Here is a 24,365-nt window from a genome sequence, read left to right as displayed (position 1 = left end):
CGGCCTTTTTCGGGGGTGTCCTCAGCTATCCTGATCGGCTAGTGCCTGACTCCCGAGCCTTGTGAGCGGGGTAACCGGCTGGTGCTGCACCTGGTAAGGTGTTTCACCCCGGACCACCTTGTGAGTGGGCCGGCTGGACGACCGGTCTCGGCGTTCAATCGATGTGTTTATGCTACGGCGATCGCTCCGACATTTCTTGCCTAAAATTGCACGAAACCACTATCATTCAGCAATACTCGACTACAAAATACACATTTTAAGCAATCAAGGCGCAGCAATGACTGAACACACGCTGGATCGCTACGATCTGAAGATCCTAGCCGAACTGCAACACGATGCCCGAATCAGCAATCAAGAGCTGGCCGAGCGCATCGGCCTGTCACCCTCGCCCTGCTCACGCCGGGTCAAACAACTGGAAGACGCCGGTTATATCAACCGCCAGGTCGCCTTGCTCGACCCGCGCAAGCTGGGCCTGACCCTGACCGCCTTCGTGATGATCGGCATGGACCGGCATACTCCGGAGCGCTTTGCCGGCTTCGAGCAGGTGATCAAGGACTGCCCGGAGGTGCTGGACTGCTGCCTCGTCACCGGGATGGAAGCCGACTACCACCTGCGGGTAGTAGTGCCTGACATGGAGCATTACCAGCAGTTTCTGCTCGGCAAGCTGACCCGTATCGAAGGGGTATCCAGCGTGCGCTCGAGTTTTGTCCTCAATCAGGTGGTGGCCTCTACCGAGCTGCCCCTCAAACATCTTGGGCGACACTGAGTCGCTGCGACGACCTGTCGCGCTCAGTCGGTCCACGCACCTGTATAATGGCCGCGCAGTCAATCTTTCTGGAGTCATCGCTTGGATTACGAACAGTTTGAAGCCATCGCCATGCCCGTGATGATCTTCGGCCTGGTAGCCTTCATGGGGTTTATCGTCTGGGATCTGGCCAAGCAGTCCAAGGCTGGACGTTACGGCACCATGGTGCTGTTCTTTGCCCTGGGCCTGGGCGTAGCCGCCTTTGTGATCAAAGAAGTGGTTATTGCCGTTATCGGCTGAAAAACTACCTGCGTTGGCAATACGGCGTTAAAAACAGCCTCAAAATGCTCATTTACACTATGTAAACTGCGCTTTTTCGGCTGTTTTTGCCTTGTCTTGCCTGCCTCGCCTACGTTTTTTCAGCGGTTCCTTAAGGACTGAACTGGCCAGTTCGACCAGCACTCTGACCGAAATCCCTCCTGCATCAAAGTCTGAATCCTGATTCACTACACCCATAATATGAACCAGGATTCAGACTATGGCCTACCGAGTGACCGAAGCCCGCCTGGAGCGAGACCAGGCTCAGCGTGAGCACATACTCGATTGCGCACTCCAGCAGGTCGCCGAGGGCGGCTTCGCCAGTCTGAGCATGACCGGTCTGGCCAGCGCTGCTGGTATCGCCACCGGTAGTCTGTACCGGCATTTTTCCGGCAAGGGTGCACTGGCTGCAGAAGTATTTACCCGCGCTACCCGTATTGAGTTTGAAACCCTGAAAAGTCAGTTCATGGGTACCGGCAGCGCCGAACAACGGTTGCGTCGAGGACTGGCCCAGTTTGCTGCCCGTGCCTGGCACAGCCGCCAACTGGCCTTTGCCCTGATTGCCGAACCGGTCGAAGCGGAAGTGGACACCCAGCGCCTGCGCTTTCGCGAAGCCTATGCCGAGATCTACTGCAAGCTAATCCGTGAAGGCAGTGCCGACGGCAGCTTTCAGGTCGACAACATTCCCCTGACCGCCGCCTGCCTGGTCGGTGCCGTGGCCGAAGCCCTGGTCGGCCCCCTCTCGCCCCAGGCACGCGCAGCCCGCGCCAGTGGCCTCCCCAGCGAAAGCCTGGAAAGCGTCACCCGGGCCATCATACGTTTCAGTCTGCGCGCCCTGGGCGCCAAGGAGATCAACGCATGAACCTGCACGCCTATGCCGAAACCCATGAAGTCACCAACCAGGTGCCGCCGCTGGATGGCATCAACCTCTATCGCAGCGACCTGCCCTTGCAGGAGTGGGTACGACGCTATAAGGGCGACTGGGCCGATGCCGAACTCAGCGCCTATGGCGAGTTGGCCGGCGGTCCCTTGATGCAGGCCGGATTCCTGGCCAACGAAAACAAACCGCAGTTCAAGAGCCACGACCGCTATGGTCACCGCATTGATCTGGTCGAGTTTCATCCGGCTTATCATGAACTGATGGGCGCGGCGATTGCCGCCGGCATCCCCTCGGCGCCCTGGACCGACCCGCGCGCTGGCGCTCAGGTGGCCCGGGCAGCAACCATGTACCTGCACAATCAGGCGGAATCCGGCACCAGTTGCCCGCTGACCATGACCTACGCCTGCGTCCCGGCCATCAAACTACAGCCGGACGTTGCCGAGCAATGGCTGCCGAAGATCCTGTCGCGCCAATACGACCCACGCAACCTGCCGATTGAGCAGAAAACCGGCGCCACTATCGGCATGGCCATGACCGAGAAACAGGGCGGTACCGATGTACGTGCCAACACTACCCGGGCCTACCCGGTTGGCGTCGGCGGCCCTGGCCAGTCCTACGAACTGGTCGGGCACAAATGGTTCTGCTCGGCGCCGATGTGTGATGCCTTCCTGACTCTGGCCTATACCGACAAGGGACTATCCTGCTTCCTGCTGCCACGCCACCGCCCGGATGGCAGCCGCAACCAGTTCTATATCCAGCGCCTGAAGAACAAGCTGGGCAATTGGGCCAATGCCTCCAGCGAAATCGAATACCGTGGTGCCCTGGCCTGGATGATCGGTGAGGAAGGTCGCGGGGTACCAACTATCATCGAAATGGTCTCGTTGACTCGCTTTGACTGCATGATCGGTTCCAGCTCGCTGATGCGCCAAGCCCTGACCCAAGCCACCCACCACTGCGCCCACCGCAAGGTCGGCGGCCGGGTGCTGGCCGAGCAGCCGTTAATGCAGAACGTACTGGCCGATCTGGCGCTGGAAAGCGAGGCAGCGCTAGCCCTGACCCTGCGCATGGGCAAGGCGCTGGACAACGCCCATGACGAGCAGGAAGACAAGTTCGCCCGGCTGGTCACCGCTATCGGCAAGTACTGGATCTGTAAGCGGGCCCCGGCCATGATCAACGAGGCTCAGGAATGCCTGGGCGGCGCCGGTTACGTGGAAGACACCATACTGCCCAGGCTGTACCGCGAAGCGCCAGTCAACTCGATCTGGGAAGGCTCGGGCAACGTCCAGTGCCTGGATGTGCTGCGCGCGCTGTCCAAGGAGGCCGGCGTACTTGATGCTCTATTCGCCGAACTGGGCGAAGGCCATGGTGACGCCCGCCTGGCAGCGCATATCCAGCGCCTGCAAACCGACTTCCGCAATACCGATGACATCCAGTACCGCGCCCGCCAGTTGACCGAGGACGTGGCCGTAGCGTTGCAGGCCAAGCTGCTGTTGGAGGCTGGCAACACCACGGTCTCCGACGCCTTCATCGCCAGTCGCCTGGATGGCCACGGCAGGGTCTACGGCACCCTGCCCCGCGGCCTTGATGTGGAGGCTTTGGTGGCTCGCGCAACGCCCAATGCAGGATGAAGCAACCGGCCCTGGCTGTACCAGGGCCGGCCCACAGCAATCGACAAGCACCCAGCAACACCAAACTACAAAAACAATGAGGTATGCCCCTCCATGCAGATCGCTGAACTGCTGGCCGTCAACGCCCGCAAATATCCTGACCATGAAGCCATCATCACCCCTGACAGCCGACATACCTGGCGGCAATTGCATCAACAGAGCCTGAAACTGGCAGGCTACCTGCGGCAGCATTACAACATTAACCCAGGCGACAGAGTCGCTCTGTTCATGACCAACAGTTACCCATGGGTATTGAGCTATTTCGCGGTGATCAACCTCGGCGCCATCCTGGTCCCGATCAACGCGCGGCTGAGTGGCGAAGAACTCGGATACATTCTCGGTGACTGCCAGGCCAGACTGCTGCTGAGCAGTGAACAACAGGCGTCAATCCTGGCCAGCAGCACCGCTCGCTGCCCCACCCTGCTGCTGGATACGGCGGACAGTATGCTGAGCTCGACCCGCGACGATTTTAAGCCGCCAGCGATACAGCCCCAGGACGCTTGTACCTTGCTCTACACATCAGGAACCACCGGTCGCCCCAAAGGCGTACTGTTTAACCACCTCAACATATTGACTGTGGCGACCACCACTGCGGTGGAAATGGGGGTAAATCACAACAGCCGGCTACTGCATATGATGCCGCTGACCCATTCGGCTCCGGTGCATGTGTTCCTGCTTGGCGGTACTCTGGTCGGCGCCTGTCACGTCGTTCTCAGTGAATTTCGCCCTGACCTGCTGCTGGATTGGGTTGAACGTGAGCGCACCACCCACTTCTTTGGCGCCCCGGTAGCTTTTCTGCTGACCGCCGCACAACCGGATATAGGTCAACGTGACCTGAGCTCCATGCAGGCCTGGATTTATGGGGGCGCGCCACTCTCCAGCGAACAGATCGGCAAGGTCAGCCAGGCTTTTGGTTCCAATCAGTTCTACTGTGTCTATGGCCTGACTGAAGCCGGCCCCAGCGGTACCTTGCTCGACCCCATGGAACACAGTGAAAAAGCCGGATCGATTGGCAAGCGTGGCGCCCTGCACACCGAGATCCGTCTGGTCGATGAACAGTTGAAAGATATAACCGACGACAGGGTTGGCGAAATTCTCATCCGCAGTGAAGCCATGATGCAGGGCTACTGGAACAACCCACAGGCGACAGCCGACTGCCTGACCGAGGATGGCTGGCTGCACAGTGGCGATCTGGCCCGGCGTGATGCCGAGGGCTATCTTTGGGTCGTCGGACGCAAGAAAGACCTGATCATATCAGGCGGTGTGAACATCTACCCGCGAGAGATTGAGGCACTGCTTGAGCAGCACCCCGCGATAGTGGAAGTGGCGGTGATCGGCGTTCCTCACGAGCAATGGGGTGAGACCGTCAAGGCCTGTGTAGTACTGCGCCAGCCGCTGACAAACCTGGCCGGCGAACTGCGCCACTACCTTGAGTCGCGCCTTGCCGACTACAAGATCCCGCGCCTTTACCAACTGTGTGAAGCCTTGCCACGCAACGCCAATGGCAAGGTCATGAAACACAAGCTCAGTTGAACGCACCTGGCGAGCCAGCTACCAGCACAAGAGGAACTAAAAATGAATGAACATCAACAGCCCAGCGCACGCCAGCGCGCCATCGTTGAAGCCGGCTTCGCCAGGGCCAACTTCATCGGTGACCTGGGGATTCGCATGACTGACTGCGGCGTGGGCTGGGTGGAAGCGGCAGTCGATATTCTGCCACGGCACGCCCAGCAAAATGGTTTCGTTCACGCCGGATTGCAAACGACGCTAGCCGACCACAGCGCCGGCGCTGCTGCCGGTATGCTGGCCCCTGAGGGCCACACCGTGCTGACACTGGAGTTCAAAGTGAATCTGCTGCGCCCGGCCCTGTGTGACAGGTTGCTATGCCGTGCCGAGGTACTCAAGGCGGGCCGGCAGGTCAGTGTTGTCGAGGCAGAAGTATTCGCCATGATCGGCGGCGAGAAACGCCTGTTCAGTAAGGCCACGGTGACCATGGCGGTGGTGGAAATTCCCACCTGAGACACGGCGGGTTGCCGCGAGCGGACACGGGCACTAGCATAAACAGCCATCCCTCGTCTGCAGGCCCTTACATGCCCAGAAAGCCCGCCCCGGCAGCATCGCGCCGTCCATCACACCCGCGCCGTCAGCGCACGCCAGCACCGGACCAGCCACGTTTGATCGCGCTGAACAAACCATTCGATGTGCTGACCCAGTTCACTGATGGCCAGGGCCGCGCCACCCTCAAAGACTTCATTGACATTCCCGGCGTGTACGCCGCCGGACGCCTGGATCGCGATAGCGAAGGGTTGTTGCTGCTGACCAACGATGGTCGCCTGCAGGCCCGGATCACAGACCCCAAACACAAACTGGCCAAGACCTACTGGGTCCAGGTCGAGGGCCTGCCCAGTACCGAGCAATTGGCTCAACTGCGTGCTGGTCCGCTACTCAACGACGGCCCGACCCGCCCGGCCGAAGTGGAACTGATCGCCGAGCCAGTACTTTGGCCGCGCAACCCGCCGGTACGTTTTCGCAAGACAGTGCCGACCAGTTGGCTGGCGATCACCATCCGTGAGGGACGCAACCGCCAGGTGCGGCGCATGACCGCCGCTGTTGGGCTGCCGACTCTGCGGCTGGTCAGAGTGAAGATCGGCGAATGGGAGCTGGGCGGACTGCAGCCGGGAGAATGGCGCGAGATTGGCTGAGCGTTAGTAGTCTATCCCCAGTCGGCGGAACACAAAGCCCAACAGCCAGATCGGACCGATCAGCAGAAACTGCACATCCTTGAAGAACGACGGTTTCTTGCCTTCGATATGGTGACCAATGAACTGGCCCACCCAGGCCAGCACGAAGATTGCCAGACACGGCCAGAACACGTAGGTCATCATGCTCAGAATCAGCAACATGACCAGACTGAGCACCAGCATCACCAGAGCAATGCGCCAGGACAGCATCACATAGAACACCAGCGCCACGCCCACCACCAGCATCGAGACCCAGGGATGAATCGCCCACAACATGCCCAGCACGCTGAAAGTAATCAGCGGTACGCAAATCCAGTGAAACAGCTTGTTGACCGGGTTCTGGTGACTTTCCGCATATTCGTCGAACCATTGATCGATAGGTTTCATCATCGGCCTGCACCTGTCCTGAGCATTGTTATTGTGGCTGTAATAAAGCGACAATCCTGCCATATAGCCCATCAGCGCCAATGGCCCTGACAGCCAGGCGACTGACCTGCAGTTCTATCCACCTTGATGATAAGCTTAGCCCATGACCACACCAATGCCCTCCCGACCAGTTGTTCTCTGCCTGTCCGGCCACGACCCCAGCGGCGGTGCCGGCCTGCAGGCCGATATCGAAGCGTTGCTGGCCCAGGGTTGCCATGCCGCCCCGACTGTGACCGCGCTGACCGTGCAGGATACCGTCGATGTCAGTGACTTCCGGGTGCTGGACCGCGAATGGGTGTTGGCCCAGGCTCGCAAGGTGATCGCCGACCTGCCGATTGCGGCAGTCAAGCTTGGCATGCTCGGCTCGGTCGAAATGGTCGAGACCGTACTCGAGTTGATGCAGCAACTACCGGGAGTGCCTCTGGTCTGCGATCCGGTACTGCGTGCCGGTGGCGGCGGCTCGCTAGGCAAGGATGATGTCGGCTATGCACTGCGCGAACGGCTGTTCCCGATAGCCGCCATTGCCACTCCCAACCTGCCCGAAGCACGCATTCTTGCCGAATTGCCGGAAGGCAGCGCTGAGGAGTGCGCCGAACGGCTGCTGCCGCATATCGGCCATCTGCTGATCACCGGCGGGCATGGCGACGAAAGCGAAGTACATAACCGGCTCTACTGTGCCGACGGTAGCCACCATGATTTCACCTGCCAGCGCCTGCCCGGCAACTACCATGGCTCCGGCTGCACCCTGGCCAGCGCCCTGGCCGGCCGCCTGGCCCTGGGTGAAGGACTGGTCAGCGCGGTCCGTTCGGCGCTCGACTACACCTGGCGCACCCTGCGCGATGCCGAGCAACCCGGCCACGGCCAGTATGTGCCACGCCGCCTGCCACTGGATGCCTGCTGATGGAGAACCAGCAATGAGCCTGCGCGGCCTGTACGCCATCACCGACAGCAAATTGCTGGCCGACGGCAAGCTGCTGCCCTGGGTTGACGCAGCCCTGGCCGGCGGCGCCCGACTGCTACAGTATCGCGACAAATCCACCGACAGTGCCCGCCGACTCGACGAAGCCACTCAACTGAAAAGCCTGTGCAGCTATTACGGTGCTGAGCTGATCATCAACGATGACCTGGCCCTGGCGACCGAACTGGGCGTCGGCCTGCACCTTGGCCGCGACGACGGTTCACTGCGCGAGGCTCGTCAGCAGTTGGGACGTGACGCGATCATTGGCGCCACCTGCCACGCCAGCCTCGACTTTGCAGAACAAGCGGCCGCAGCCGGCGCCAGCTACCTGGCCTTCGGGCGTTTTTTCCAATCAGTGACCAAGCCCGGTGCTCCGGCGGCCACCCCGGTGCTGCTGGAGCAGGCACGCAAGCGCTATAGCCTGCCACTGGTCGCCATTGGCGGCGTGACTTTGCACAATGGCCCACAACTGATCAGCGCCGGTGCCGACCTGCTGGCGGTGGTCAACGGCCTGTTCGGCGCCGATACCACCGCTGAAGTCGAGCGTCGCGCGCGCGGCTTTACCGAATTATTTTCCAGTCTTTGAATCCTGAGAGAGTACTCATGTCCCGTTCCGAAATCCTCTTTGCCAACGCCCAGAAACACATCCCCGGCGGCGTCAATTCGCCGGTTCGCGCGTTCAAGAGCGTCGGCGGTACCCCGCTGTTCTTCAAACATGCCCAAGGCGCCTATGTGATCGACGAAGACGACAAGCGCTACGTTGACTACGTCGGCTCCTGGGGCCCGATGATCCTCGGCCACAGCCATCCGGACGTACTCGACGCCGTGCGCCGCCAGCTTGATCACGGCCTGTCCTATGGCGCACCGACCGCACTGGAAACCGAGATGGCCGAACTGGTCTGCTCGCTGGTGCCGTCGATGGATATGGTCCGCATGGTCAGCTCCGGCACCGAGGCCACCATGAGCGCAATCCGCCTGGCCCGCGGCTACACCGGTCGCGACAGCATCATCAAGTTCGAGGGCTGCTACCACGGCCACTCCGACAGCCTGCTGGTCAAGGCCGGCTCTGGCGCCCTGACCCAGGGCGTGCCGAACTCTGCTGGCGTGCCGGCAGCCTTCGCCAAACACACCCTGACCCTGCCATTCAACGATATCAATGCAGTGGCTGAGTGCCTGACCCAAGTTGGTAACGAGGTCGCCTGCATCATCGTCGAGCCGGTGGCCGGCAACATGAACTGCGTACCACCAGCACCCGGTTTCCTGGAAGGCCTGCGCGAACTGTGCGACAAGCATGGCGTAGTGCTGATTTTCGACGAAGTAATGACCGGTTTCCGCGTAGCCCTGGGTGGCGCTCAGGCACACTATGAGGTCACCCCGGACCTGACCACCTTCGGCAAGATCATCGGCGGCGGCATGCCGGTCGGCTGTTTCGGTGGCAAGCGCGCAATAATGGAACATATCGCTCCGCTCGGCCCGGTCTATCAGGCCGGCACCCTGTCGGGCAATCCGCTGGCCATGGCTGCCGGCCTGACCACCCTCAAGCTGATCAGCCGCCCGGGCTTTCACAGCGAGCTTGCCGACTACACCACGCGCCTGCTCGACGGCCTGCAACAGCGCGCCGATGCCGCCGGCATCCCGTTCGTCACCACCCAGGCCGGCGGCATGTTCGGCCTGTACTTCAGCGGTGCCGACGATATCGTCACCTTCGCTGATGTGATGGCCAGTGACGCCGAACGCTTCAAACGCTTCTTCCATCTGATGCTGGACGCTGGCGTATACCTGGCGCCTAGCGCCTTCGAAGCCGGCTTTACCTCGATCGCCCATGGCGATACCGAGCTCAAATTGACCCTGGACGCCGCCGAGAAGGCCTTCGCCGCCCTATGATCGCTATCAGCTATCTGCTCCTGACCCTGTTCCTCGCCGGCCTTAGCCTGTGGCTCTGGCCACGCCGGGTCGGACGGCATACCGGTGCACGGGGTGCATTGAACGCCGGCCTGGTCGCATTGCTGCTGGCGGCGCTCAGCAGCCTGCTGCTGACGCTCGGCCAGTGGGGAGCCAGTGGCACGGCAATGGCCGACGCCCAGCGGATCTTCGGCCTGGCCGCGCAGCACCTCAGCCTGCCGCTACTGGGACTGGTCAGTGTCTATCTGGCTCGGGGACTACGCTGGAAGCCGATGATCTGGGGCCAGGTCATTCTGGGCCTGATGGCCTGCTTCGAGCTGTCGCGCTATCTCGGCTGGCAACCCGGCTACCACTGGCTGGTCAACCTGCTCGGTGCTGCCGGCCTGCTGGCCAGCGCGGTACTGTACCTGGGCCGCGACAAGCGTATCGCCGGACTCTGCCTGATCGCTCCGGTCAGCCTGATCGCTCCTGCCCTACTCAGCCAGCAATTGCCATTGACCGCCCTGCTCAGCGCCGAGGCCAGCGCCAGTTGGCTGCTGCCAGGCTTCGTCGCTGCCGCACTGGCGGTTGGCCTGCTGGCCGAACAGGCGCACAATAGCGACAACGCGTGTCCCAGCAACGACTCGACAACGGCACCTCGGTGATGACAGCTTCCATACGCCCCCTGCTAATCCCCCTTGGTTTCGGTCTGCTGCTGCCAGCCCTGGCTCTGGCCGAATCCGGCAATCCACTACTGATCAGCACCGAAGAGCGCTGCGCGCTCAATCGGGTGGACGATGACAGTCTGCCGCTGGCGATTGAGCAGTGCACGGCGCTGGCCAAAGCCGGCGACGCCCAGGCCCAATTCGAGATGGGCGAGTTGTACAACAGCGGCGAACGTCTGGAGCGCGACGTGGAAATGGCGCTGGAATGGTATGAAGAAGCCTCGATCCAAGGCCATCCCACAGCCCAGTATCGACTTGGCCTGATGCACTATCAGGGCGAGGGGGTACCGCGCAACCTGCCCCAGGCCTTCATCATTCTGAAAATGGCGGCAGTCAACGGCGAAGATACTGCAATGGATGCCAGCGACCGGATTGCCGAAGAGATGGGACCGGAAGAGCTGGCGGTAGCCAATCAGGTACTCAGCACTCTGTTTCGAAACTACCTGGCCCAATTGCGTGAAGAGCAACTCAATCGCGCACTGGTACCCGAGCCCAGCCCGGCCCTGGGCCCGGAAACGCCGGTAACACCGGCCGACCCCGAACCGCTGGAATAGACGGAGAAGAGCGCTCAGCCCTGGGTCGGGCCTGGCGGCAGCGGAAACGGCATAACGTTGCCGCCCTTGGCTTCACTGATCTTGGCCTGACCGACACGCTCGACTTCGTCGATGCGCACGATCGCCTGAACCGGGATGAAGCTGCGCTTGACGCCTTCGAACTGGGTCTTGAGCTTCTCTTCGCCGGGATCGACCAGCACGCCAGAGCGCTCACCGAACACCAGTTCCTCGATCTCCATGAAACCCCAGAGCTCGCTCTGGAAGATTTGCCGGGCATAGAGTTCGAAAACCTGGCCCTGATTATTGAAAATCACCCGAAAGATCGGCTGTTTGTCTTTGCTCATGAGGATTGCGGACACGCTAATGATGAAGTGCGGGCGCGGATCATAGCATACCGTGTATAATCGCGCTTTTTTCCGAGAGCATTCTTTCGTAGACCCCATGGCCAAGAAACTCTTTATCCAGACCCACGGCTGCCAGATGAACGAGTATGACAGCTCGCGCATGGCGGACCTGCTCGGCGAACATCAGGCAATGGAGCTGACCGACAACCCCGAAGACGCGGATGTCATCCTGCTCAACACCTGCTCGATCCGCGAGAAGGCCCAGGAAAAAGTGTTTTCCGAGCTGGGGCGCTGGCGGCCACTCAAGGAAAAGAACCCGGAACTGATCATCGGTGTCGGTGGCTGCGTCGCCAGCCAGGAAGGCACCGCGATCCGTGACCGCGCGTCCTATGTGGATGTGGTATTTGGTCCGCAGACCCTGCACCGCCTACCGGAAATGATCGACGCCGCACGCAGTACCAAAACCGCCCAGGTCGACGTCTCCTTCCCGGAAATCGAAAAGTTCGACCGTCTGCCCGAACCCCGGGTCGATGGCCCGACCGCCTTCGTCTCAATTATGGAAGGTTGCAGCAAGTACTGCAGCTTCTGTGTAGTGCCGTACACTCGCGGCGAAGAAGTCAGTCGGCCACTGGCCGACGTATTGGCCGAAATCATTCACCTGGCCGAGAACGGAGTCAAGGAAGTCACCTTGCTTGGCCAGAACGTCAACGGCTACCGGTTTGACGGCACGGACTTCGCTGACCTGCTGCACGCAGTGGCGGCGATCGACGGCATCGAGCGCATCCGCTACACCACCAGCCACCCGCTGGAGTTTTCCGATGCGATCATTCAGGCCCATGCCGAGCTTCCTAAACTGGTGAAGTACCTGCACCTGCCGGTACAGTCCGGCTCCGACCGGGTGCTGGCGGCGATGAAACGCAATCATACCGCCCTGGAATACAAGTCACGGATTCGCAAGCTCAAGGCCGCCGTGCCGGACATTATCCTCAGTTCGGATTTCATCGTCGGCTTTCCCGGCGAGACCGACCGTGACTTCGAGCAGACCATGAAACTGGTGGAAGAGGTCGGTTTCGACTTCTCCTATTCGTTCATCTACAGTGCCCGCCCCGGCACCCCTGCTTCCGACCTCAAGGACGACACCCCAACCGAGGTTAAGAAGCAGCGCCTGCAAATCCTCCAGGCACGCCTCAACCAGCAGGGCTTCGAGAACAGCCGGCGCATGGTCGGTAGCACTCAACGCATTCTGGTCAGCGACTTCTCGAAAAAGGACCCAGGCATGCTCCAGGGCCGCACCGAGCACAATCGGGTAGTCAACTTCCGCTGCGACAACCCGGCCCTGATCGGCCAGTTCGCCGAAGTCGAGATTATCGAGGCGCTGCCGCACTCGCTGCGCGGACAATTGAAAAGTCACTGACAACCCAGGCTGGGAGCGACCTGCTTCCAGTCTACTTTGCATGACGCCGTCTGAGCGTTATGCTGTATTCAACTTGAGCCACATGGCGCCCCATAGACCACTTTGAACGCTCCCTTGCATATACATCGCTTCAGCATCGAACCCGTGGATTCCCGGCGTTTCGCCAGTCTTTGCGGGCAGTTCGACGAACATTTGCACCTGATCGAGCAACGTCTCGGCATTGAGGTGCGCAACCGCGGCAATCACTTCGAGCTTATCGGCGATCCGGCCATCACCCGCTCGGCCGAAGCCGTACTGCGCCAACTGTACCGCGAAACCCGCGGCAAGCAGGAGCTGACCCCGGACACCGTACACCTGTACCTGCAGGAATCTGGCCTGGAAAACCTCAGCGAAACGCTCAATGACGTCGACGGGCACCAGCCGGTGCTGCTGCGCACCAAGCGTATGACGATTCAGCCACGCGGACCGAACCAGCAAAGCTATGTACGCTCGATTCAGGAACATGACATCAACTTTGGTATCGGCCCGGCCGGTACCGGCAAGACCTACCTCGCCGTAGCCTGCGCGGTCGACGCCCTTGAGCGCGATCAGATTCGCCGCATACTGCTGGTCCGTCCGGCAGTAGAGGCCGGTGAGAAACTGGGCTTTTTGCCTGGCGACCTGGCTCAGAAAATCGACCCTTATCTGCGCCCGCTGTACGACGCCCTGTACGAGATGCTCGGTTTCGATCAGGTCGCCAAGCTGATCGAGCGCCAGGTTATTGAAGTCGCGCCGCTGGCCTATATGCGCGGCCGGACCCTGAACAACAGCTTCATCATCCTCGACGAGAGCCAGAACACCACAGTCGAGCAGATGAAGATGTTCCTGACCCGGATTGGCTTCGGCTCCACCGCCGTGATCACCGGCGACATCACCCAGGTCGACCTGCCACGCGGCACCCGTTCCGGACTGATTCATGTGATGGACGTGCTCAACGGTGTCAAGGGCATCGGCTTCACCCATTTCAAATCCAAGGACGTGGTCCGTCACCCACTGGTGCAACGCATTGTCGAAGCCTATGATCGCTTCGATCACGCTCAGGAGAAGGCCCGCAAGGAGCGTCAGGAGCCAAGCGATGACGCTTGATCTGGACATCCAGCGCGCCACCGACCTGCCTGGCCAGCCTGACGACGACTGTTTCATACGCTGGGCCGGGCTGGCCCTGCGCGACAAGCCCGGCCATGAACTGACCATTCGTCTGGTCGATGCCGAAGAAAGCCAGGCACTCAACCGCGAATACCGCCAGCGCGACTATCCAACCAATGTACTGTCGTTTCCGGCCGACCTGCCGCCGGAACTGGATATCCCGCTGCTCGGCGATCTGGTGATCTGCGTCCCGGTGGTACTGCGCGAAGCCGCCGAACAAAGCAAGACACCCGAGGCCCACTGGGCCCATATGGTTATCCACGGCTGCCTGCACCTGGTTGGCTACGACCATATCGAAGACGCCGAAGCCGAGGTCATGGAAACCCTGGAAACCCGGCTACTGGCCGAACTGGGCTTTCCCGACCCCTATATTTCCCCCAACGAGTAAGGAACATGAGCGAAGATCGATCGACCAACGGACATAAGTCCTGGCTGGACAGACTGGTCCAGGCTTTTGTCCATGAACCCAAGAATCGCCAGGAACTATTGGAACTGCTGCGCGAAGCGCATCAGAACGAGGTCCTGGATATCGAGGCCCTGTCGATCATCGAAGGCGCTCTGCAGGTTTCCGACATGCAGGTCCGGGACATCATGGTTCCGCGCTCACAGATGACCACCATCAAATCCACCCAGGCCCCACGTGACTTCCTGCCGGCCGTGATCGAGGCTGCGCACTCGCGCTACCCGGTAATCGGTGAAAGCATCGACGAAGTGCTGGGCATTCTGCTGGCCAAGGACCTGTTGCCGCTATTGCTGGACGGCAATTGCGAACGCTTCAACCTCAAGGAAGTGCTGCGTCCAGCGACCTTCGTGCCCGAATCCAAGCGGCTCAACGTATTGCTGCGCGAATTCCGCTCGACCCGTAATCATATGGCCATCGTCATCGACGAATATGGCGGCGTCTCCGGACTGGTCACTATCGAGGACGTGCTGGAGCAGATCGTTGGCGATATCGAGGATGAACACGATGTCGACGAAGATAGCCAGATCAAGCCATTGCCCAGCGGCGACTTCCTGGTCAAGGGCCTGACCCCGATCGAAGACTTCAACGAGCACTTCGGCAGCGACTTCCCCGACGAAGAGTTCGATACCGTCGGCGGGCTGGTCATGAATGCCTTCGGTCATCTGCCCAAACGCAACGAAGTAGTTGAACTGGAAGGCTTCCGGGTCCGGGTACTCAACGCCGACAGCCGCCGTGTTCATCTGCTGCGCATCACCGTAATCGATCAATAAGGACAAGGACGCCGCATCGTGCGACACCCGCTTCACTGGCTGCAAGCCCCAGGCTGGACCGGCCATCTGCTCGCGCTGGCTGGCGGCGCACTGGGCACCCTGGCCTTCACTCCGTTCGATATCTGGCCCCTGGGCCTGCTCTCGGCCGCCCTGCTCTACCAGGGCCTGGCCCGAATTGAAGGTCGCCAGGCCTTCTTGCGTGGCTGGCTATGGGGGCTTGGCCTGTTTGCCAGCGGGGTCTCTTGGGTCTACATCAGCATTCATATACACGGCGACGCCTCACCAGCTCTGGCTGGGCTGCTGACAGCCGGCTTTGTTGCTGGTCTGGCGCTGATCTACGGCTTGATGGCCTGGCTCTGGAGCCGCTGGCTACGCCCAACGGGGCCCTGGCTGAGCGTGAGCGGCTTTGCTGCGTTGTGGGTTGGTCAGGAGTTTTTCCGCGCCTGGTTCCTCACAGGCTTTCCCTGGCTGTATCAGGGCTACGCCCTGCTCGATACCTGGCTGGCCGGCTGGGCTCCGCTGGGTGGTGTCTGGCTGGTCAGCCTGTTCAGCGTACTGACGGCCACCATCTTGAGCGAAACCCGGCTCTGGCACCTGCCACGCGCACTCGCTGGCCTGGGCCTGGTGCTGGCGATCTGGCTCGGTGGCTGGGCCCTGTACGGCCGGGAGTGGACCCAGCCGGCCGGCGAGCCGCTGTCAGTCGCCCTGGTTCAGGCCGACATCCCGCAATCACGCAAGTGGGACCCGGCCCATATCGAGCACACCCTGACCCTGTACCGCGACATGAGCTACGCGCACCTGGGCAGTGACCTGATTATCTGGCCGGAAACCGCAGTACCGGTACTGAGCAGCCGGGCCGAGCCGTTCGTCCAGGGCATCGCTGCTAATCTGGCCGAGCACGGCAGCACCCTGATCACCGGCATCCCGGTCGATGACTACAGCACCGGTAGTCTGCGTATCTATAACGGTATTCTGGTGGCCGGTGAAGACGCCAATCAGTACCTCAAGCACAAACTGGTGCCATTCGGCGAATATGTGCCACTGGAAGCCTGGTTGCGCGGCCTGATTGCATTCTTCGACCTGCCGATGTCGAGCTTCTCGCGTGGCGCAGCCGATCAGCCACCCTTGCGCGCCGCCGGCTATCGACTGGCACCGTTCATCTGCTACGAAGTGGTCTATCCGGATTTCGCCGCCCGTCTGGCGGCTCAGAGCGAACTATTGATCACTATCAGCAACGACAGCTGGTTTGGTGAATCGATTGGTCCGCTGCAACACTTACAAATGGCTCGTATGCGGGCACTGGAAAGCGGCCGCTGGATGATCCGCGGAACCAATAACGGCGTTACCGCCCTGATTGACCACCAGGGCGGTATTCGCGCGCAAGTTCCACAGTTCCAGCCCCTGACCCTGAAAGGCTGGGTTCAGCCCCACGAAGGTTTGACCCCCTATTTGCGCTGGCGCGGCTGGCCTGTCGGGCTAGCCGTGCTGGCGCTGCTGCTGTTGTGTGTCGTGCGCCGCCAGCGCTGAACTGCGGTATGACGCGGCCCGCTGCTCAGCTATGGTATCGAGAATCCGCCATAGCAAGCGCAAGTCCTCCGGACTCAATCCGTTGACTTCCAGCTCGGTCAGTCCCGGCGGCTGTCCGTCCAGCCACTGGCGCGTCCGTGCCATATCCAGTGCCTGATCCAGCCGCCGCAACAACCGATCATAGGAGGAATCCCGGTTCCGACACGCCAGTGGTTCCGGCTCCGGTGCTTTCATCAATCACTTACCTCTGTATATCGAGTTGCCAAGCCACCCCGGCCTCCATCAATGACCGGCGTCTACTCAAGAGCATAGACCCGGCATTGCTCTGCCATGCAGCCCGGCGACGAATGGCATACGACTACCTGAGCCGCCCCCGGTGGTGTATCCTGCCGCATTACTTTTCGAATCCGCGTCATCGAGATTGAAGCCCAACGCTATGCAAGAACAGTATTTCCCCCGTGAGATCGAAGCCGCCGCCCAGAACGCCTGGGACAGCACCCAGGCGTTCAAGGTTGAAGAAACCCCCGACCAGGACACCTTCTACTGCCTGTCGATGTTTCCTTACCCCAGCGGCAAACTACACATGGGGCATGTGCGCAACTACACCATCGGTGACGTGATCGCCCGCTATCAGCGCATGCAGGGCAAGAATGTCCTGCAGCCGATGGGCTGGGACGCCTTCGGCATGCCGGCGGAAAACGCAGCCATGAACAACAAGGTAGCCCCGGCCGCCTGGACCTATTCGAACATCGACTACATGCGCACCCAGCTCAAAAGTCTGGGCCTGGCCATCGACTGGAGCCGTGAAGTCACCACCTGCCGCCCCGATTACTACCGCTGGGAGCAGTGGCTGTTTACCCGGCTGTTCGAGAAAGGCGTGATCTATCGCAAGAATGGCACGGTCAACTGGGACCCTATCGACCAGACCGTACTGGCCAACGAGCAGGTGATCGACGGTCGCGGCTGGCGCAGCGGTGCGCTGATCGAGAAGCGCGAAATCCCGATGTACTATTTCCGCATCACCGACTACGCCGAAGAACTGCTCAGCTCGCTCGATGATCTGCCCGGCTGGCCGGAGCAGGTCAAGACCATGCAGCGCAACTGGATCGGCAAGTCAGTGGGCATGGAAGTGCACTTCCCCTACGACCGCGACAGCATCGGCGCAGACGGCAAACTCAAAGTCTTCACCACCCGCCCCGATACCCTGATGGGCGCCACCTACGTGGCGGTGGCAGCCGAACACCCGCTGGCTACCCTGGCCGCCAGCGGCAACCCCCGCCTGCAGACCTTCGTTGACGAGTGCAAGCGCGGCGGCGTGGCCGAGGCTGATATCGCCACCCAGGAAAAGAAAGGTCTGCCAACCAACCTGTACGTCCTGCATCCGCTGACCGGTGAGAAGCTGACAGTCTGGATCGCCAACTACGTGTTGATGGGCTACGGCGAAGGCGCAGTCATGGCGGTGCCGGCCCATGACGAACGCGATTTCGAGTTTGCCAGCAAGTACAACCTGCCGATCAAACCAGTGATCCGCACCTCAGTTGGCGACACTACCCCCGCCCCCTGGCAAGACGCCTACGGCGAAAAGGGCGAACTGCTCAACTCCGACGAGTTTGATGGCCTGGATTACGACAGCGCCTTCACCGCCATAGGCGAAGTGCTGCAGCAAAAGGGGCTGGGCCAGCCGCGAACTCAGTTCCGCCTGCGCGACTGGGGTATCAGCCGTCAGCGCTACTGGGGCTGTCCGATCCCGATCATCCATTGCGACAACTGCGGCGACGTACCAGTACCAGAAGACCAGTTGCCGGTCGTGCTGCCTGAAGACGTAGTGCCCGATGGCGCCGGCAGCCCGCTGGCGAAAATGCCCGAATTCTATGAATGCACCTGCCCCAAATGCGGTGCTGCGGCCAAGCGCGAAACTGACACCATGGACACCTTCGTAGAAAGCTCCTGGTATTTCGCCCGCTACGCCTCGCCCCACTACGAGCAGGGCATGGTCGACCCCGAAGCTGCCAACCATTGGCTACCGGTCGACCAATACATCGGCGGCATCGAACACGCAATCCTGCACCTGCTCTACGCCCGCTTCTTCCACAAGCTGATGCGTGACGAAGGACTGGTCAGCTCCGATGAGCCGTTCAAGAACCTGCTGACCCAGGGCATGGTACTGGCCGATACTTATTTCCGCCTGGATAGCAATGGCGCCAAGATCTGGTTCAATCCGGCCGATGTTGAAGTCGAACGCGATGCCAAGGGCAAGATCACCAGCGCACGTCTCAAGAGCGACGGCCAGCCGGTGGAAATCGGCGGCACCGAAAAGATGTCCAAGTCGAAGAACAACGGCGTCGACCCACAAGCGATGATCGATCAGTACGGCGCTGACACTTGCCGCCTGTTCATGATGTTCGCCTCACCGCCGGACATGAGCCTGGAATGGTCCGACTCAGGGGTTGAAGGTGCACAGCGCTTCCTGCGTCGGGTCTGGCGTTTGGCCAGCCAACATGTGGCTGCCGGAACCCCAGCAGCTCTGGACACAGCCAACCTCAATGATGAGCAGAAAGCCGTGCGCCGGGCCACCCACCTGGCTATCAGGCAAGCCAGCCAGGATATCGGCCAGCACCACAAGTTCAACACCGCCATCGCCGCCGTGATGACCCTGATGAACGTATTGGAAAAGGCCGGGCAGACCAGCGATCAGGATCGTGCCCTGCTGCATGAAGGGCTGGAAACCGTGGCCCTGCTGCTGGCCCCGATTACCCCACACATCAGTCATGCGCTGTGGCAGGCCCTGGGACATCAGGACCCGGTTATAGATGCCCGCTGGCCGCAGGTCGACGAGGCCGCACTGGTTCAGGACAGCCTGCAACTGGTGGTCCAGGTCAACGGCAAGCTGCGCGGCCATATCGAGGTAGCCGTGGAGGCCAGCCGTGAGACCATCGAAGCCTGCGCCCGCGACAACGAGAACGTACAACGCTTTACCGAGGGCCTGACTATCCGCAAGGTGATCGTGGTCCCCGGCAAGCTGGTCAATATCGTCGCCAATTGAGAAACGGAGAAAGCGGATGTCCCTGAATCGCCCCCGACGACTACTCACCGCCACCCTGCTGGGTATAACCCTGGTTCTGAGTGGCTGCGGCTTCCAACTGCGCGGCACTGGTAGCGGCGCCCTGGAGAATGTCGAGCTGCGAGAGCTGCGACTCAGCGCGATCGACAACCTCGGCCAGACTCACCAGGAAGTGCGCGACATGCTGCGCAGCAGCGGAGTTCGCCTCAGCGCCAGTGCACCTTACCACCTGCAATTGCTGGGTGAGCAGAACGAGCGCAGCGCGGTCAGCTACACCACTCGCGCCAGCCCGGCCGAGTTTCAGCTCACTAGCCGTTTGAGCTACCAGATTCTCGATCGCCAGGGCCGCGCCCTGGTTGGTCCCGAGACCCTGGAAGCCCAGCGCGCCCTGGTCCGTGATCGCGACAACGTGGTCGCCGGCAGTGAAGAAGAAGAACTGCTGCGCCAAGAAATGCGTCGCGACCTCAGCCGTCAGCTGCTATTGCGTCTGTCGAGCCTGAGTAGCCGCGAACTGCAAGCCCGCGAGCGCGAACTCGACCGGGCCGCCCCCTGAGCCGATGAAGCTCAACAGCGGGCAACTTGCACGCCAGCTCAAGGAAGAGCTGGCGCCGGTCTGGGTAGTCAGTGGCGATGATCCGCTGCTGACCGGCGAAGCCGCCGACAGCATTCGCCAGGCCTGCCGTAGCGCCGGCTGTGAAGAACGTCAGGTGTTCCAGGTCGAACGCGGTTTCGACTGGGCGCAGCTGTATGAGGCCAGCCACAGCCTGTCACTGTTCGCCAGCCAGCGTCTGCTAGAGTTGCGCATTCCCAGCGGCAAACCCGGCGATGAAGGCGCCAAAGCCCTGCTCGCCTATCTGCAGGAACCGCCAGCCGACACCACCCTGCTGATCAGCCTGCCCAAACTCGACGGCAGCACCCAACGCAGTAAATGGGCCAAGGCGCTGATCGAACACCCCAACTCGCGTTTCATTCAAATCTGGCCAGTGGAAAGCGCCCAGTTGCCCAGTTGGATGCGTGATCGGCTGGCCGCTGCCGGGATTCAGGCCAGCCCTGAAGCACTGGAATTGCTGAGCGCCAGGGTCGAGGGTAACCTGCTGGCCGCCGCCCAGGAGATCGAGAAGCTCAAGCTGTTTTGTAGTGGCGGGGTCCTGAACCTGGATACCGTGCAGCAGGTCGTCGCCGACAGCGCCCGTTTCGATGTCTTCAATCTGGTCGACGCCATGCTGCTGGGCCAGGGCGAACACGCCCTACGCATCCTGCACGGGCTCAAGGGTGAAGGCGTGGAAGCGCCGGTGGTGCTCTGGGCCCTGAGTCGCGAACTGCGCAGCCTGGCCGCCATGGCCCAGGACCTTGGCCGCGGAGTGCCTCTGGATCGGGTCTTCGCCAGCCAACGCCCACCGGTCTGGGACAAGCGCAAGCCGGTGCTGAGCCAGGCCCTGCAACGCCACCCGGCCAGCCGTTGGACCGGCTGGCTGCAACAGGCTCAACAGGCCGACGAGCAGATCAAGGGCCTGCAGCCCGGCTCAGCCTGGGATACCCTGGCGTTAATCCTGGTGCAGGCAGCCGGCGCGCGAATCAGACTGTAAGCCGGTGTCTACTTCCTGACATTGTCATACAGCATGTAGCGCGAAGTTTCATACAGGCCTCGGGTCAGCGGCAGCAGTCGCTGATATTCCTCAGGATATTGCTCAGCCACGTTATCCAGCGGGGTGTCCGAATGCAGATCGTGCAAACTCGGTTGAGTACCATCGTGATTCATCTGCAACAGAAAGTCCTTGCTCACCGCGCCAATCAACGGGAACGAGCCCTCACGCAACACCAGCGGCACCACTCGCTCGCCTTCCGGTGCGGGCGTGAATAGATCACGGCCCATGACCCGGGTTTCATACTCGATACCAAGCAGCCCGGCGAGAGTCGGCAACAGATCGGTCAAGCCTACCGCCTCTTCAAACTCACGCGGTTCAAGATAGCCCGGCGCATAGATCAGCAGCGGCACGTTGTTGCTTTCCAGCCCCAGTTTGTCGAATGCCGGTTTCATATAATCGATATTGGCGATCCGGGTATTGTGATCACCAAACATCACAAAGATGGTGTTATGCAGATAGCCGCTAGCCTCGGCCATTTCCATGAACCGGCCGATGTTGAAATCAAGCAGGCGCACTGCGTTGTACTGAGCAACACTGCGTGAGCCGGCGGCCTGAACTTCTTCCACCGAGCGCTCGATCACCTCGAACCCGTCATTGTCCTGGGGAATAGTGAACGGCCGGTGATTGCCGGCAGTCTGGATATAGGCAAAGAATGGCTTGTCCTTGGGCAGTTCACGCAGCAGCTTGTCCGTTTCCTTGAACAGATCAAGGTCAGACACTCCCCAGACATCCACATTCCTGGCCTGCCAATAGCCCTCTTCATACAACTGCACATCATCAACCGACTGACGGATCAGCGCATTCATGTTAGCCCAACCGGAATTGCCACCGATGGTATAGAGCTTGTGGTAGTCCCTGAGCTCGTTGATCAGACTGTGCTGATTGGTGATCAACGGGTTGCGGGTGGCCGTTTCCTGACGCGACACATCGGGAATACCAGTAATACTGGCCCAGACAGTCTTGGCGGTACCCGTCACCGGCACATAGAAGTGCCGGAAAAACCAGCTTTGCTGGGCCAGTCGGTCGATATTCGGGGTCGGCTGCAAGGGATTGCCGTAGGCTCCCACCGCGGTGGTGCCGAGCGATTCAAGCATGATGAACACCACATTCGGGCGCTCACTGAGATCAAGCCGATGTGGCTGTACCGCCACCTGACGAGTGAAATTCAACTGATCGATATCCGGCTGGCTCACGCCCAGATACTCGCTCACCACCGAATAATGCTCACGCACCTGTCCCAGGTCATAGCGCTCGGCCGGTACCTTGAGGGTATCGTAGAAGAAAATCACCGGATTAAGCCCCAGAGCGCCCAACTGGCTGTCTCCGGCAAAAAAGGCATCATTCCAGCGCAGTGGCACCGGATTTTCCAGATTGATGTTGCTGGTGCGCCCAAGAATCGCCAGGAACACCACTACCGTCATCAGCGCACTGCCCCAGATCCGCGGCCACAGCGCAATCGGCCTGGCCGGGCGATCCAGCGTCACCCGCTCAAGCAGACCCAGCAGCCAGAAGGTCAGCAGAGTCAGCGCCAGCCAGCCCAGACAAATCCATACCACCGGGTAGCTCTCCCACAGCATTTGCCGGGAGATCAACGCATCTTCGCTGAACTTGAGTACCGAGGCATTGAGCCGCACGCCCAAGTAGGCATAATGCCCAAAATCGAGAAAATACATGAAGAACAACAGCGCCAGCACCACTAACAGATAGCTGCGTCCCAGCCGGCGCAATACTTTGGACCTGACACTGTTCCACAGCGGCAGCCAGGCCAGGAACATGAACGGCAACATGACCAGAATCGCCAGGCGCAGATCAAAGCGCAAGCCGACCCCCAAGGTTTCCAGCACCAGCGACCAGGGCTGATCGACCCCAGGCTCTACCGCAGAAAAAGCGATCAGGAAAACGCCACGCAGAGCGGCGAAAACCAGAAACAGAATCAGCACCCCCCCCAGCAGGAAGTGCAAACGACGGGACTGCAGCCAGGCCATGTCGGCTCCTTGGAATTATTGTCACTAATCAAACGAAACCGCAGGCCGGCGCCAACCACCCCCCAGATACCGACACACAGTCATACCGCCATCAGACCTAACGGCAATGAACTTGTTCCAATATGTTGCAAAAAATAACTGGGATGGCCATGCCGGGCAATGCCTGCCGGCAGACAGCCCCGGGGCAAGCCCCAGGCTGCACATATGGGAAGGTTAGCGTAGCAGCAGCAACGGCCGGGTAGTTCTAGCCAGAATGTTGGTGGTAGTGCTGCCGACGAAGAACTGACGAATCCGCGAGTGGCCGTAAGCACCCATAACGATCATGTCGATATCGTATTCCGCCTCATAGTCAAGCAGCGTAGCCTCCACTTCACCTGCACGAATGGCTGCCTCGACCTGATGACCGGCCTGCTCCAGTCGGGCTTTAGCCGCATTCAAGGCTTCCCATGCATCCTTGGTATCAGCCCCGACCATCAGCAGATGGATCGGCATCCCCTTGAACAAGAGGCTATCGGCAATCATGTCGACACCCTTGCGCGTGCTCGGACCATTGTCGAAGGCCAGCATTACGCTGCGCGGCGGACGGAATTCCCCGGCAGTCACCAGAATCGGCCGGTGCATGGTACGCACAACACTTTCTAGGTGGGTGCCGACATGCCGGCCCAGAGAGTCTGCCTCTTCGCCCTGGCGTCCCATGACCAGCAAGCGGATTTCCGGCTCCAGCTCCTGCAAAGTATCGACCAGATCGCCATGCCGTTGCCGGCTGACAGGTTCAGCGACACCATCAGCCCGGGCACGCTCCAGCGCCGCCTCCAGCATCAACTGACCCTGCTCACGCATCAGCCTGGCGCGCTTTTCGTCGAGATTGGCCAGCTCTTCAAGCAGGTGCTCACGGCTACCCAGGCCAATATTGCCCGACAGGTCGCCGTGCACCGGAAAACTCGAATGATCCAGCACATGCAGAAACACCAGTGGCGCATCCAGTCGCAGACTGGCCCAGGCGGCATAGTCGCAAACACCAGTGGCTGACCGGGAGGCATCGATACAGGCAAGCACATTCACTGTGGTCACACAT

The 24,365-nt window shown here is 60.7% G+C and carries 25 protein-coding genes; 20 read left to right on the top strand and 5 right to left on the bottom strand.

Annotated features, from left to right (window positions below):
* Positions 1 to 277 precede the first annotated feature (277 nt).
* The 7 genes from BVH74_RS09330 to BVH74_RS09300 all read left to right on the top strand — a co-directional run bounded on the left by BVH74_RS09330 (position 278) and on the right by BVH74_RS09300 (position 6,312).
* Positions 278 to 766 carry an Lrp/AsnC family transcriptional regulator gene (locus tag BVH74_RS09330; protein WP_080049789.1) on the top strand — a complete coding sequence of 163 codons (489 nt, stop codon included), beginning with the start codon at positions 278 to 280 and terminating at the stop codon, positions 764 to 766.
* A gap of 111 nt (positions 767 to 877) precedes the next feature.
* A complete protein-coding gene (locus tag BVH74_RS09325) occupies positions 878 to 1,045 on the top strand; it encodes a DUF2788 domain-containing protein (RefSeq protein ID WP_119700551.1) in 168 nt (55 codons plus the stop codon).
* Positions 1,046 to 1,283: 238 nt separating this feature from the next.
* Positions 1,284 to 1,925, top strand: a complete 642-nt coding sequence (locus tag BVH74_RS09320; protein WP_080049787.1) for a TetR/AcrR family transcriptional regulator — start codon at positions 1,284 to 1,286, stop codon at positions 1,923 to 1,925.
* Entirely contained in the window at positions 1,922 to 3,571 is a 1,650-nt protein-coding gene (locus tag BVH74_RS09315; protein ID WP_080049786.1) for an acyl-CoA dehydrogenase family protein, read from the top strand. The genes BVH74_RS09320 and BVH74_RS09315 overlap by 4 nt, the downstream gene beginning before the upstream one ends.
* A 93-nt stretch (positions 3,572 to 3,664) precedes the next feature.
* Positions 3,665 to 5,143 carry a class I adenylate-forming enzyme family protein gene (locus BVH74_RS09310; protein ID WP_080049785.1) on the top strand — a complete coding sequence of 493 codons (1,479 nt, stop codon included), beginning with the start codon at positions 3,665 to 3,667 and terminating at the stop codon, positions 5,141 to 5,143.
* A gap of 42 nt (positions 5,144 to 5,185) precedes the next feature.
* Positions 5,186 to 5,629, top strand: a complete 444-nt coding sequence (locus tag BVH74_RS09305; protein WP_080049784.1) for a PaaI family thioesterase — start codon at positions 5,186 to 5,188, stop codon at positions 5,627 to 5,629.
* A 71-nt stretch (positions 5,630 to 5,700) separates the two neighbouring features.
* Positions 5,701 to 6,312 (top strand): pseudouridine synthase, encoded by a 612-nt coding sequence (locus BVH74_RS09300; protein WP_080049783.1) that lies wholly within the window; start codon positions 5,701 to 5,703, stop codon positions 6,310 to 6,312.
* Between the two features lie 3 nt (positions 6,313 to 6,315).
* Here the strand turns inward: BVH74_RS09300 and BVH74_RS09295 are convergent, their stop codons facing one another.
* Positions 6,316 to 6,741, bottom strand: coding sequence for an Mpo1 family 2-hydroxy fatty acid dioxygenase (locus BVH74_RS09295; RefSeq protein WP_205890064.1), 426 nt, complete (start codon positions 6,739 to 6,741; stop codon positions 6,316 to 6,318).
* A gap of 139 nt (positions 6,742 to 6,880) precedes the next feature.
* On the opposite strand from BVH74_RS09295, the gene BVH74_RS09290 reads away from it, so the two are divergent.
* The 5 genes from BVH74_RS09290 to BVH74_RS09270 are packed head-to-tail and all read left to right on the top strand — an operon-like array spanning position 6,881 to position 10,895.
* A complete protein-coding gene (locus BVH74_RS09290; RefSeq protein WP_080049782.1) occupies positions 6,881 to 7,678 on the top strand; it encodes a hydroxymethylpyrimidine/phosphomethylpyrimidine kinase in 798 nt (265 codons plus the stop codon).
* A 13-nt stretch (positions 7,679 to 7,691) separates the two neighbouring features.
* Positions 7,692 to 8,321, top strand: coding sequence for a thiamine phosphate synthase (thiE, locus tag BVH74_RS09285; protein WP_080049781.1), 630 nt, complete (start codon positions 7,692 to 7,694; stop codon positions 8,319 to 8,321).
* Positions 8,322 to 8,338: 17 nt separating this feature from the next.
* The gene (gene hemL, locus BVH74_RS09280) at positions 8,339 to 9,619 is read left to right on the top strand and encodes a glutamate-1-semialdehyde 2,1-aminomutase (RefSeq protein ID WP_080049780.1); all 1,281 of its coding nucleotides are present in this window, start codon (positions 8,339 to 8,341) and stop codon (positions 9,617 to 9,619) included.
* On the top strand, positions 9,616 to 10,281 hold the full coding sequence (locus BVH74_RS09275) for a hypothetical protein (protein WP_080049779.1): 666 nt from the start codon (positions 9,616 to 9,618) through the stop codon (positions 10,279 to 10,281). Before hemL ends, BVH74_RS09275 begins: the two co-directional genes overlap by 4 nt.
* The gene (locus BVH74_RS09270; protein WP_080049778.1) at positions 10,281 to 10,895 is read left to right on the top strand and encodes a tetratricopeptide repeat protein; all 615 of its coding nucleotides are present in this window, start codon (positions 10,281 to 10,283) and stop codon (positions 10,893 to 10,895) included. The genes BVH74_RS09275 and BVH74_RS09270 overlap by 1 nt, the downstream gene beginning before the upstream one ends.
* 14 nt (positions 10,896 to 10,909) lie before the next feature.
* On the opposite strand, the gene BVH74_RS09265 is transcribed toward BVH74_RS09270, so the two are convergent.
* Positions 10,910 to 11,239 carry a DUF1820 family protein gene (locus BVH74_RS09265; protein ID WP_080049777.1) on the bottom strand — a complete coding sequence of 110 codons (330 nt, stop codon included), beginning with the start codon at positions 11,237 to 11,239 and terminating at the stop codon, positions 10,910 to 10,912.
* A 97-nt stretch (positions 11,240 to 11,336) separates the two neighbouring features.
* Between BVH74_RS09265 and miaB the strand changes: the two genes are divergently transcribed.
* The 5 genes from miaB (at position 11,337) to lnt (ending at position 16,598) form a co-directional block, all read left to right on the top strand.
* A complete protein-coding gene (gene miaB, locus BVH74_RS09260; protein ID WP_080049776.1) occupies positions 11,337 to 12,653 on the top strand; it encodes a tRNA (N6-isopentenyl adenosine(37)-C2)-methylthiotransferase MiaB in 1,317 nt (438 codons plus the stop codon).
* 102 nt (positions 12,654 to 12,755) lie between these two features.
* Complete coding sequence (locus tag BVH74_RS09255) at positions 12,756 to 13,778, top strand: PhoH family protein (RefSeq protein ID WP_080049775.1); 1,023 nt, start codon at positions 12,756 to 12,758, stop codon at positions 13,776 to 13,778.
* Entirely contained in the window at positions 13,768 to 14,226 is a 459-nt protein-coding gene (ybeY, locus tag BVH74_RS09250; protein ID WP_080049774.1) for an rRNA maturation RNase YbeY, read from the top strand. The genes BVH74_RS09255 and ybeY overlap by 11 nt, the downstream gene beginning before the upstream one ends.
* Before the next feature lie 5 nt (positions 14,227 to 14,231).
* Entirely contained in the window at positions 14,232 to 15,071 is an 840-nt protein-coding gene (locus BVH74_RS09245; RefSeq protein ID WP_080049773.1) for a CorC family transporter, read from the top strand.
* 18 nt (positions 15,072 to 15,089) lie between these two features.
* Complete coding sequence (lnt, locus tag BVH74_RS09240) at positions 15,090 to 16,598, top strand: apolipoprotein N-acyltransferase (RefSeq protein ID WP_080049772.1); 1,509 nt, start codon at positions 15,090 to 15,092, stop codon at positions 16,596 to 16,598.
* Here lnt and BVH74_RS09235 read toward each other — a convergent pair.
* Positions 16,548 to 16,832, bottom strand: a complete 285-nt coding sequence (locus BVH74_RS09235) for a hypothetical protein (protein ID WP_080049771.1) — start codon at positions 16,830 to 16,832, stop codon at positions 16,548 to 16,550. The genes lnt and BVH74_RS09235 overlap by 51 nt on opposite strands.
* Positions 16,833 to 17,034: 202 nt before the next feature.
* Here BVH74_RS09235 and leuS point away from each other — a divergent pair, with 202 nt between their 5' ends.
* Genes leuS through holA form a run of 3 tightly spaced genes read left to right on the top strand, consistent with a single transcriptional unit; the run spans position 17,035 to position 21,245 of the window.
* Positions 17,035 to 19,641 carry a leucine--tRNA ligase gene (leuS, locus tag BVH74_RS09230; RefSeq protein ID WP_080049770.1) on the top strand — a complete coding sequence of 869 codons (2,607 nt, stop codon included), beginning with the start codon at positions 17,035 to 17,037 and terminating at the stop codon, positions 19,639 to 19,641.
* A gap of 16 nt (positions 19,642 to 19,657) precedes the next feature.
* Positions 19,658 to 20,212 (top strand): LPS-assembly lipoprotein LptE, encoded by a 555-nt coding sequence (locus BVH74_RS09225; protein ID WP_080049769.1) that lies wholly within the window; start codon positions 19,658 to 19,660, stop codon positions 20,210 to 20,212.
* A 4-nt stretch (positions 20,213 to 20,216) separates the two neighbouring features.
* Positions 20,217 to 21,245 (top strand): DNA polymerase III subunit delta, encoded by a 1,029-nt coding sequence (gene holA, locus BVH74_RS09220; RefSeq protein WP_080049768.1) that lies wholly within the window; start codon positions 20,217 to 20,219, stop codon positions 21,243 to 21,245.
* An 8-nt stretch (positions 21,246 to 21,253) separates the two neighbouring features.
* Here holA and BVH74_RS09215 read toward each other — a convergent pair whose 3' ends face one another.
* Both BVH74_RS09215 and BVH74_RS09210 read right to left on the bottom strand, forming a co-directional pair.
* A complete protein-coding gene (locus BVH74_RS09215) occupies positions 21,254 to 23,290 on the bottom strand; it encodes an LTA synthase family protein (protein ID WP_080049767.1) in 2,037 nt (678 codons plus the stop codon).
* A 213-nt stretch (positions 23,291 to 23,503) separates the two neighbouring features.
* Positions 23,504 to 24,361 carry a universal stress protein gene (locus BVH74_RS09210; protein ID WP_231705587.1) on the bottom strand — a complete coding sequence of 286 codons (858 nt, stop codon included), beginning with the start codon at positions 24,359 to 24,361 and terminating at the stop codon, positions 23,504 to 23,506.
* Positions 24,362 to 24,365: the final 4 nt, after the last annotated feature.

Origin of the sequence: Halopseudomonas phragmitis, from assembly GCF_002056295.1 — a bacterium.
Classification (GTDB): domain Bacteria; phylum Pseudomonadota; class Gammaproteobacteria; order Pseudomonadales; family Pseudomonadaceae; genus Halopseudomonas; species Halopseudomonas phragmitis.
Note: the sequence above shows the minus strand (reverse complement) of the source record. Positions and strands in the feature narration are given on the sequence as shown.

Excerpts from the sequence above, each read along its gene's own strand:
- ybeY (WP_080049774.1), top strand. The coding sequence starts at position 13,768 with ATGACGCTTGATCTGGACATCCAGCGCGCCACCGACCTGCCTGGCCAG.
- thiE (WP_080049781.1), top strand. The coding sequence starts at position 7,692 with ATGAGCCTGCGCGGCCTGTACGCCATCACCGACAGCAAATTGCTGGCC.
- BVH74_RS09325 (WP_119700551.1), top strand. The coding sequence starts at position 878 with ATGCCCGTGATGATCTTCGGCCTGGTAGCCTTCATGGGGTTTATCGTC.
- BVH74_RS09265 (WP_080049777.1), bottom strand. The coding sequence starts at position 11,239 with ATGAGCAAAGACAAACAGCCGATCTTTCGGGTGATTTTCAATAATCAG.
- BVH74_RS09295 (WP_205890064.1), bottom strand. The coding sequence starts at position 6,741 with ATGATGAAACCTATCGATCAATGGTTCGACGAATATGCGGAAAGTCAC.
- BVH74_RS09300 (WP_080049783.1), top strand. The coding sequence starts at position 5,701 with ATGCCCAGAAAGCCCGCCCCGGCAGCATCGCGCCGTCCATCACACCCG.
- miaB (WP_080049776.1), top strand. The coding sequence starts at position 11,337 with ATGGCCAAGAAACTCTTTATCCAGACCCACGGCTGCCAGATGAACGAG.
- leuS (WP_080049770.1), top strand. The coding sequence starts at position 17,035 with ATGCAAGAACAGTATTTCCCCCGTGAGATCGAAGCCGCCGCCCAGAAC.
- BVH74_RS09225 (WP_080049769.1), top strand. The coding sequence starts at position 19,658 with ATGTCCCTGAATCGCCCCCGACGACTACTCACCGCCACCCTGCTGGGT.
- BVH74_RS09275 (WP_080049779.1), top strand. The coding sequence starts at position 9,616 with ATGATCGCTATCAGCTATCTGCTCCTGACCCTGTTCCTCGCCGGCCTT.
- BVH74_RS09290 (WP_080049782.1), top strand. The coding sequence starts at position 6,881 with ATGACCACACCAATGCCCTCCCGACCAGTTGTTCTCTGCCTGTCCGGC.
- BVH74_RS09315 (WP_080049786.1), top strand. The coding sequence starts at position 1,922 with ATGAACCTGCACGCCTATGCCGAAACCCATGAAGTCACCAACCAGGTG.
- BVH74_RS09305 (WP_080049784.1), top strand. The coding sequence starts at position 5,186 with ATGAATGAACATCAACAGCCCAGCGCACGCCAGCGCGCCATCGTTGAA.
- BVH74_RS09330 (WP_080049789.1), top strand. The coding sequence starts at position 278 with ATGACTGAACACACGCTGGATCGCTACGATCTGAAGATCCTAGCCGAA.
- holA (WP_080049768.1), top strand. The coding sequence starts at position 20,217 with ATGAAGCTCAACAGCGGGCAACTTGCACGCCAGCTCAAGGAAGAGCTG.
- BVH74_RS09215 (WP_080049767.1), bottom strand. The coding sequence starts at position 23,290 with ATGGCCTGGCTGCAGTCCCGTCGTTTGCACTTCCTGCTGGGGGGGGTG.
- hemL (WP_080049780.1), top strand. The coding sequence starts at position 8,339 with ATGTCCCGTTCCGAAATCCTCTTTGCCAACGCCCAGAAACACATCCCC.
- BVH74_RS09310 (WP_080049785.1), top strand. The coding sequence starts at position 3,665 with ATGCAGATCGCTGAACTGCTGGCCGTCAACGCCCGCAAATATCCTGAC.
- BVH74_RS09235 (WP_080049771.1), bottom strand. The coding sequence starts at position 16,832 with ATGAAAGCACCGGAGCCGGAACCACTGGCGTGTCGGAACCGGGATTCC.
- BVH74_RS09320 (WP_080049787.1), top strand. The coding sequence starts at position 1,284 with ATGGCCTACCGAGTGACCGAAGCCCGCCTGGAGCGAGACCAGGCTCAG.
- BVH74_RS09245 (WP_080049773.1), top strand. The coding sequence starts at position 14,232 with ATGAGCGAAGATCGATCGACCAACGGACATAAGTCCTGGCTGGACAGA.
- BVH74_RS09270 (WP_080049778.1), top strand. The coding sequence starts at position 10,281 with ATGACAGCTTCCATACGCCCCCTGCTAATCCCCCTTGGTTTCGGTCTG.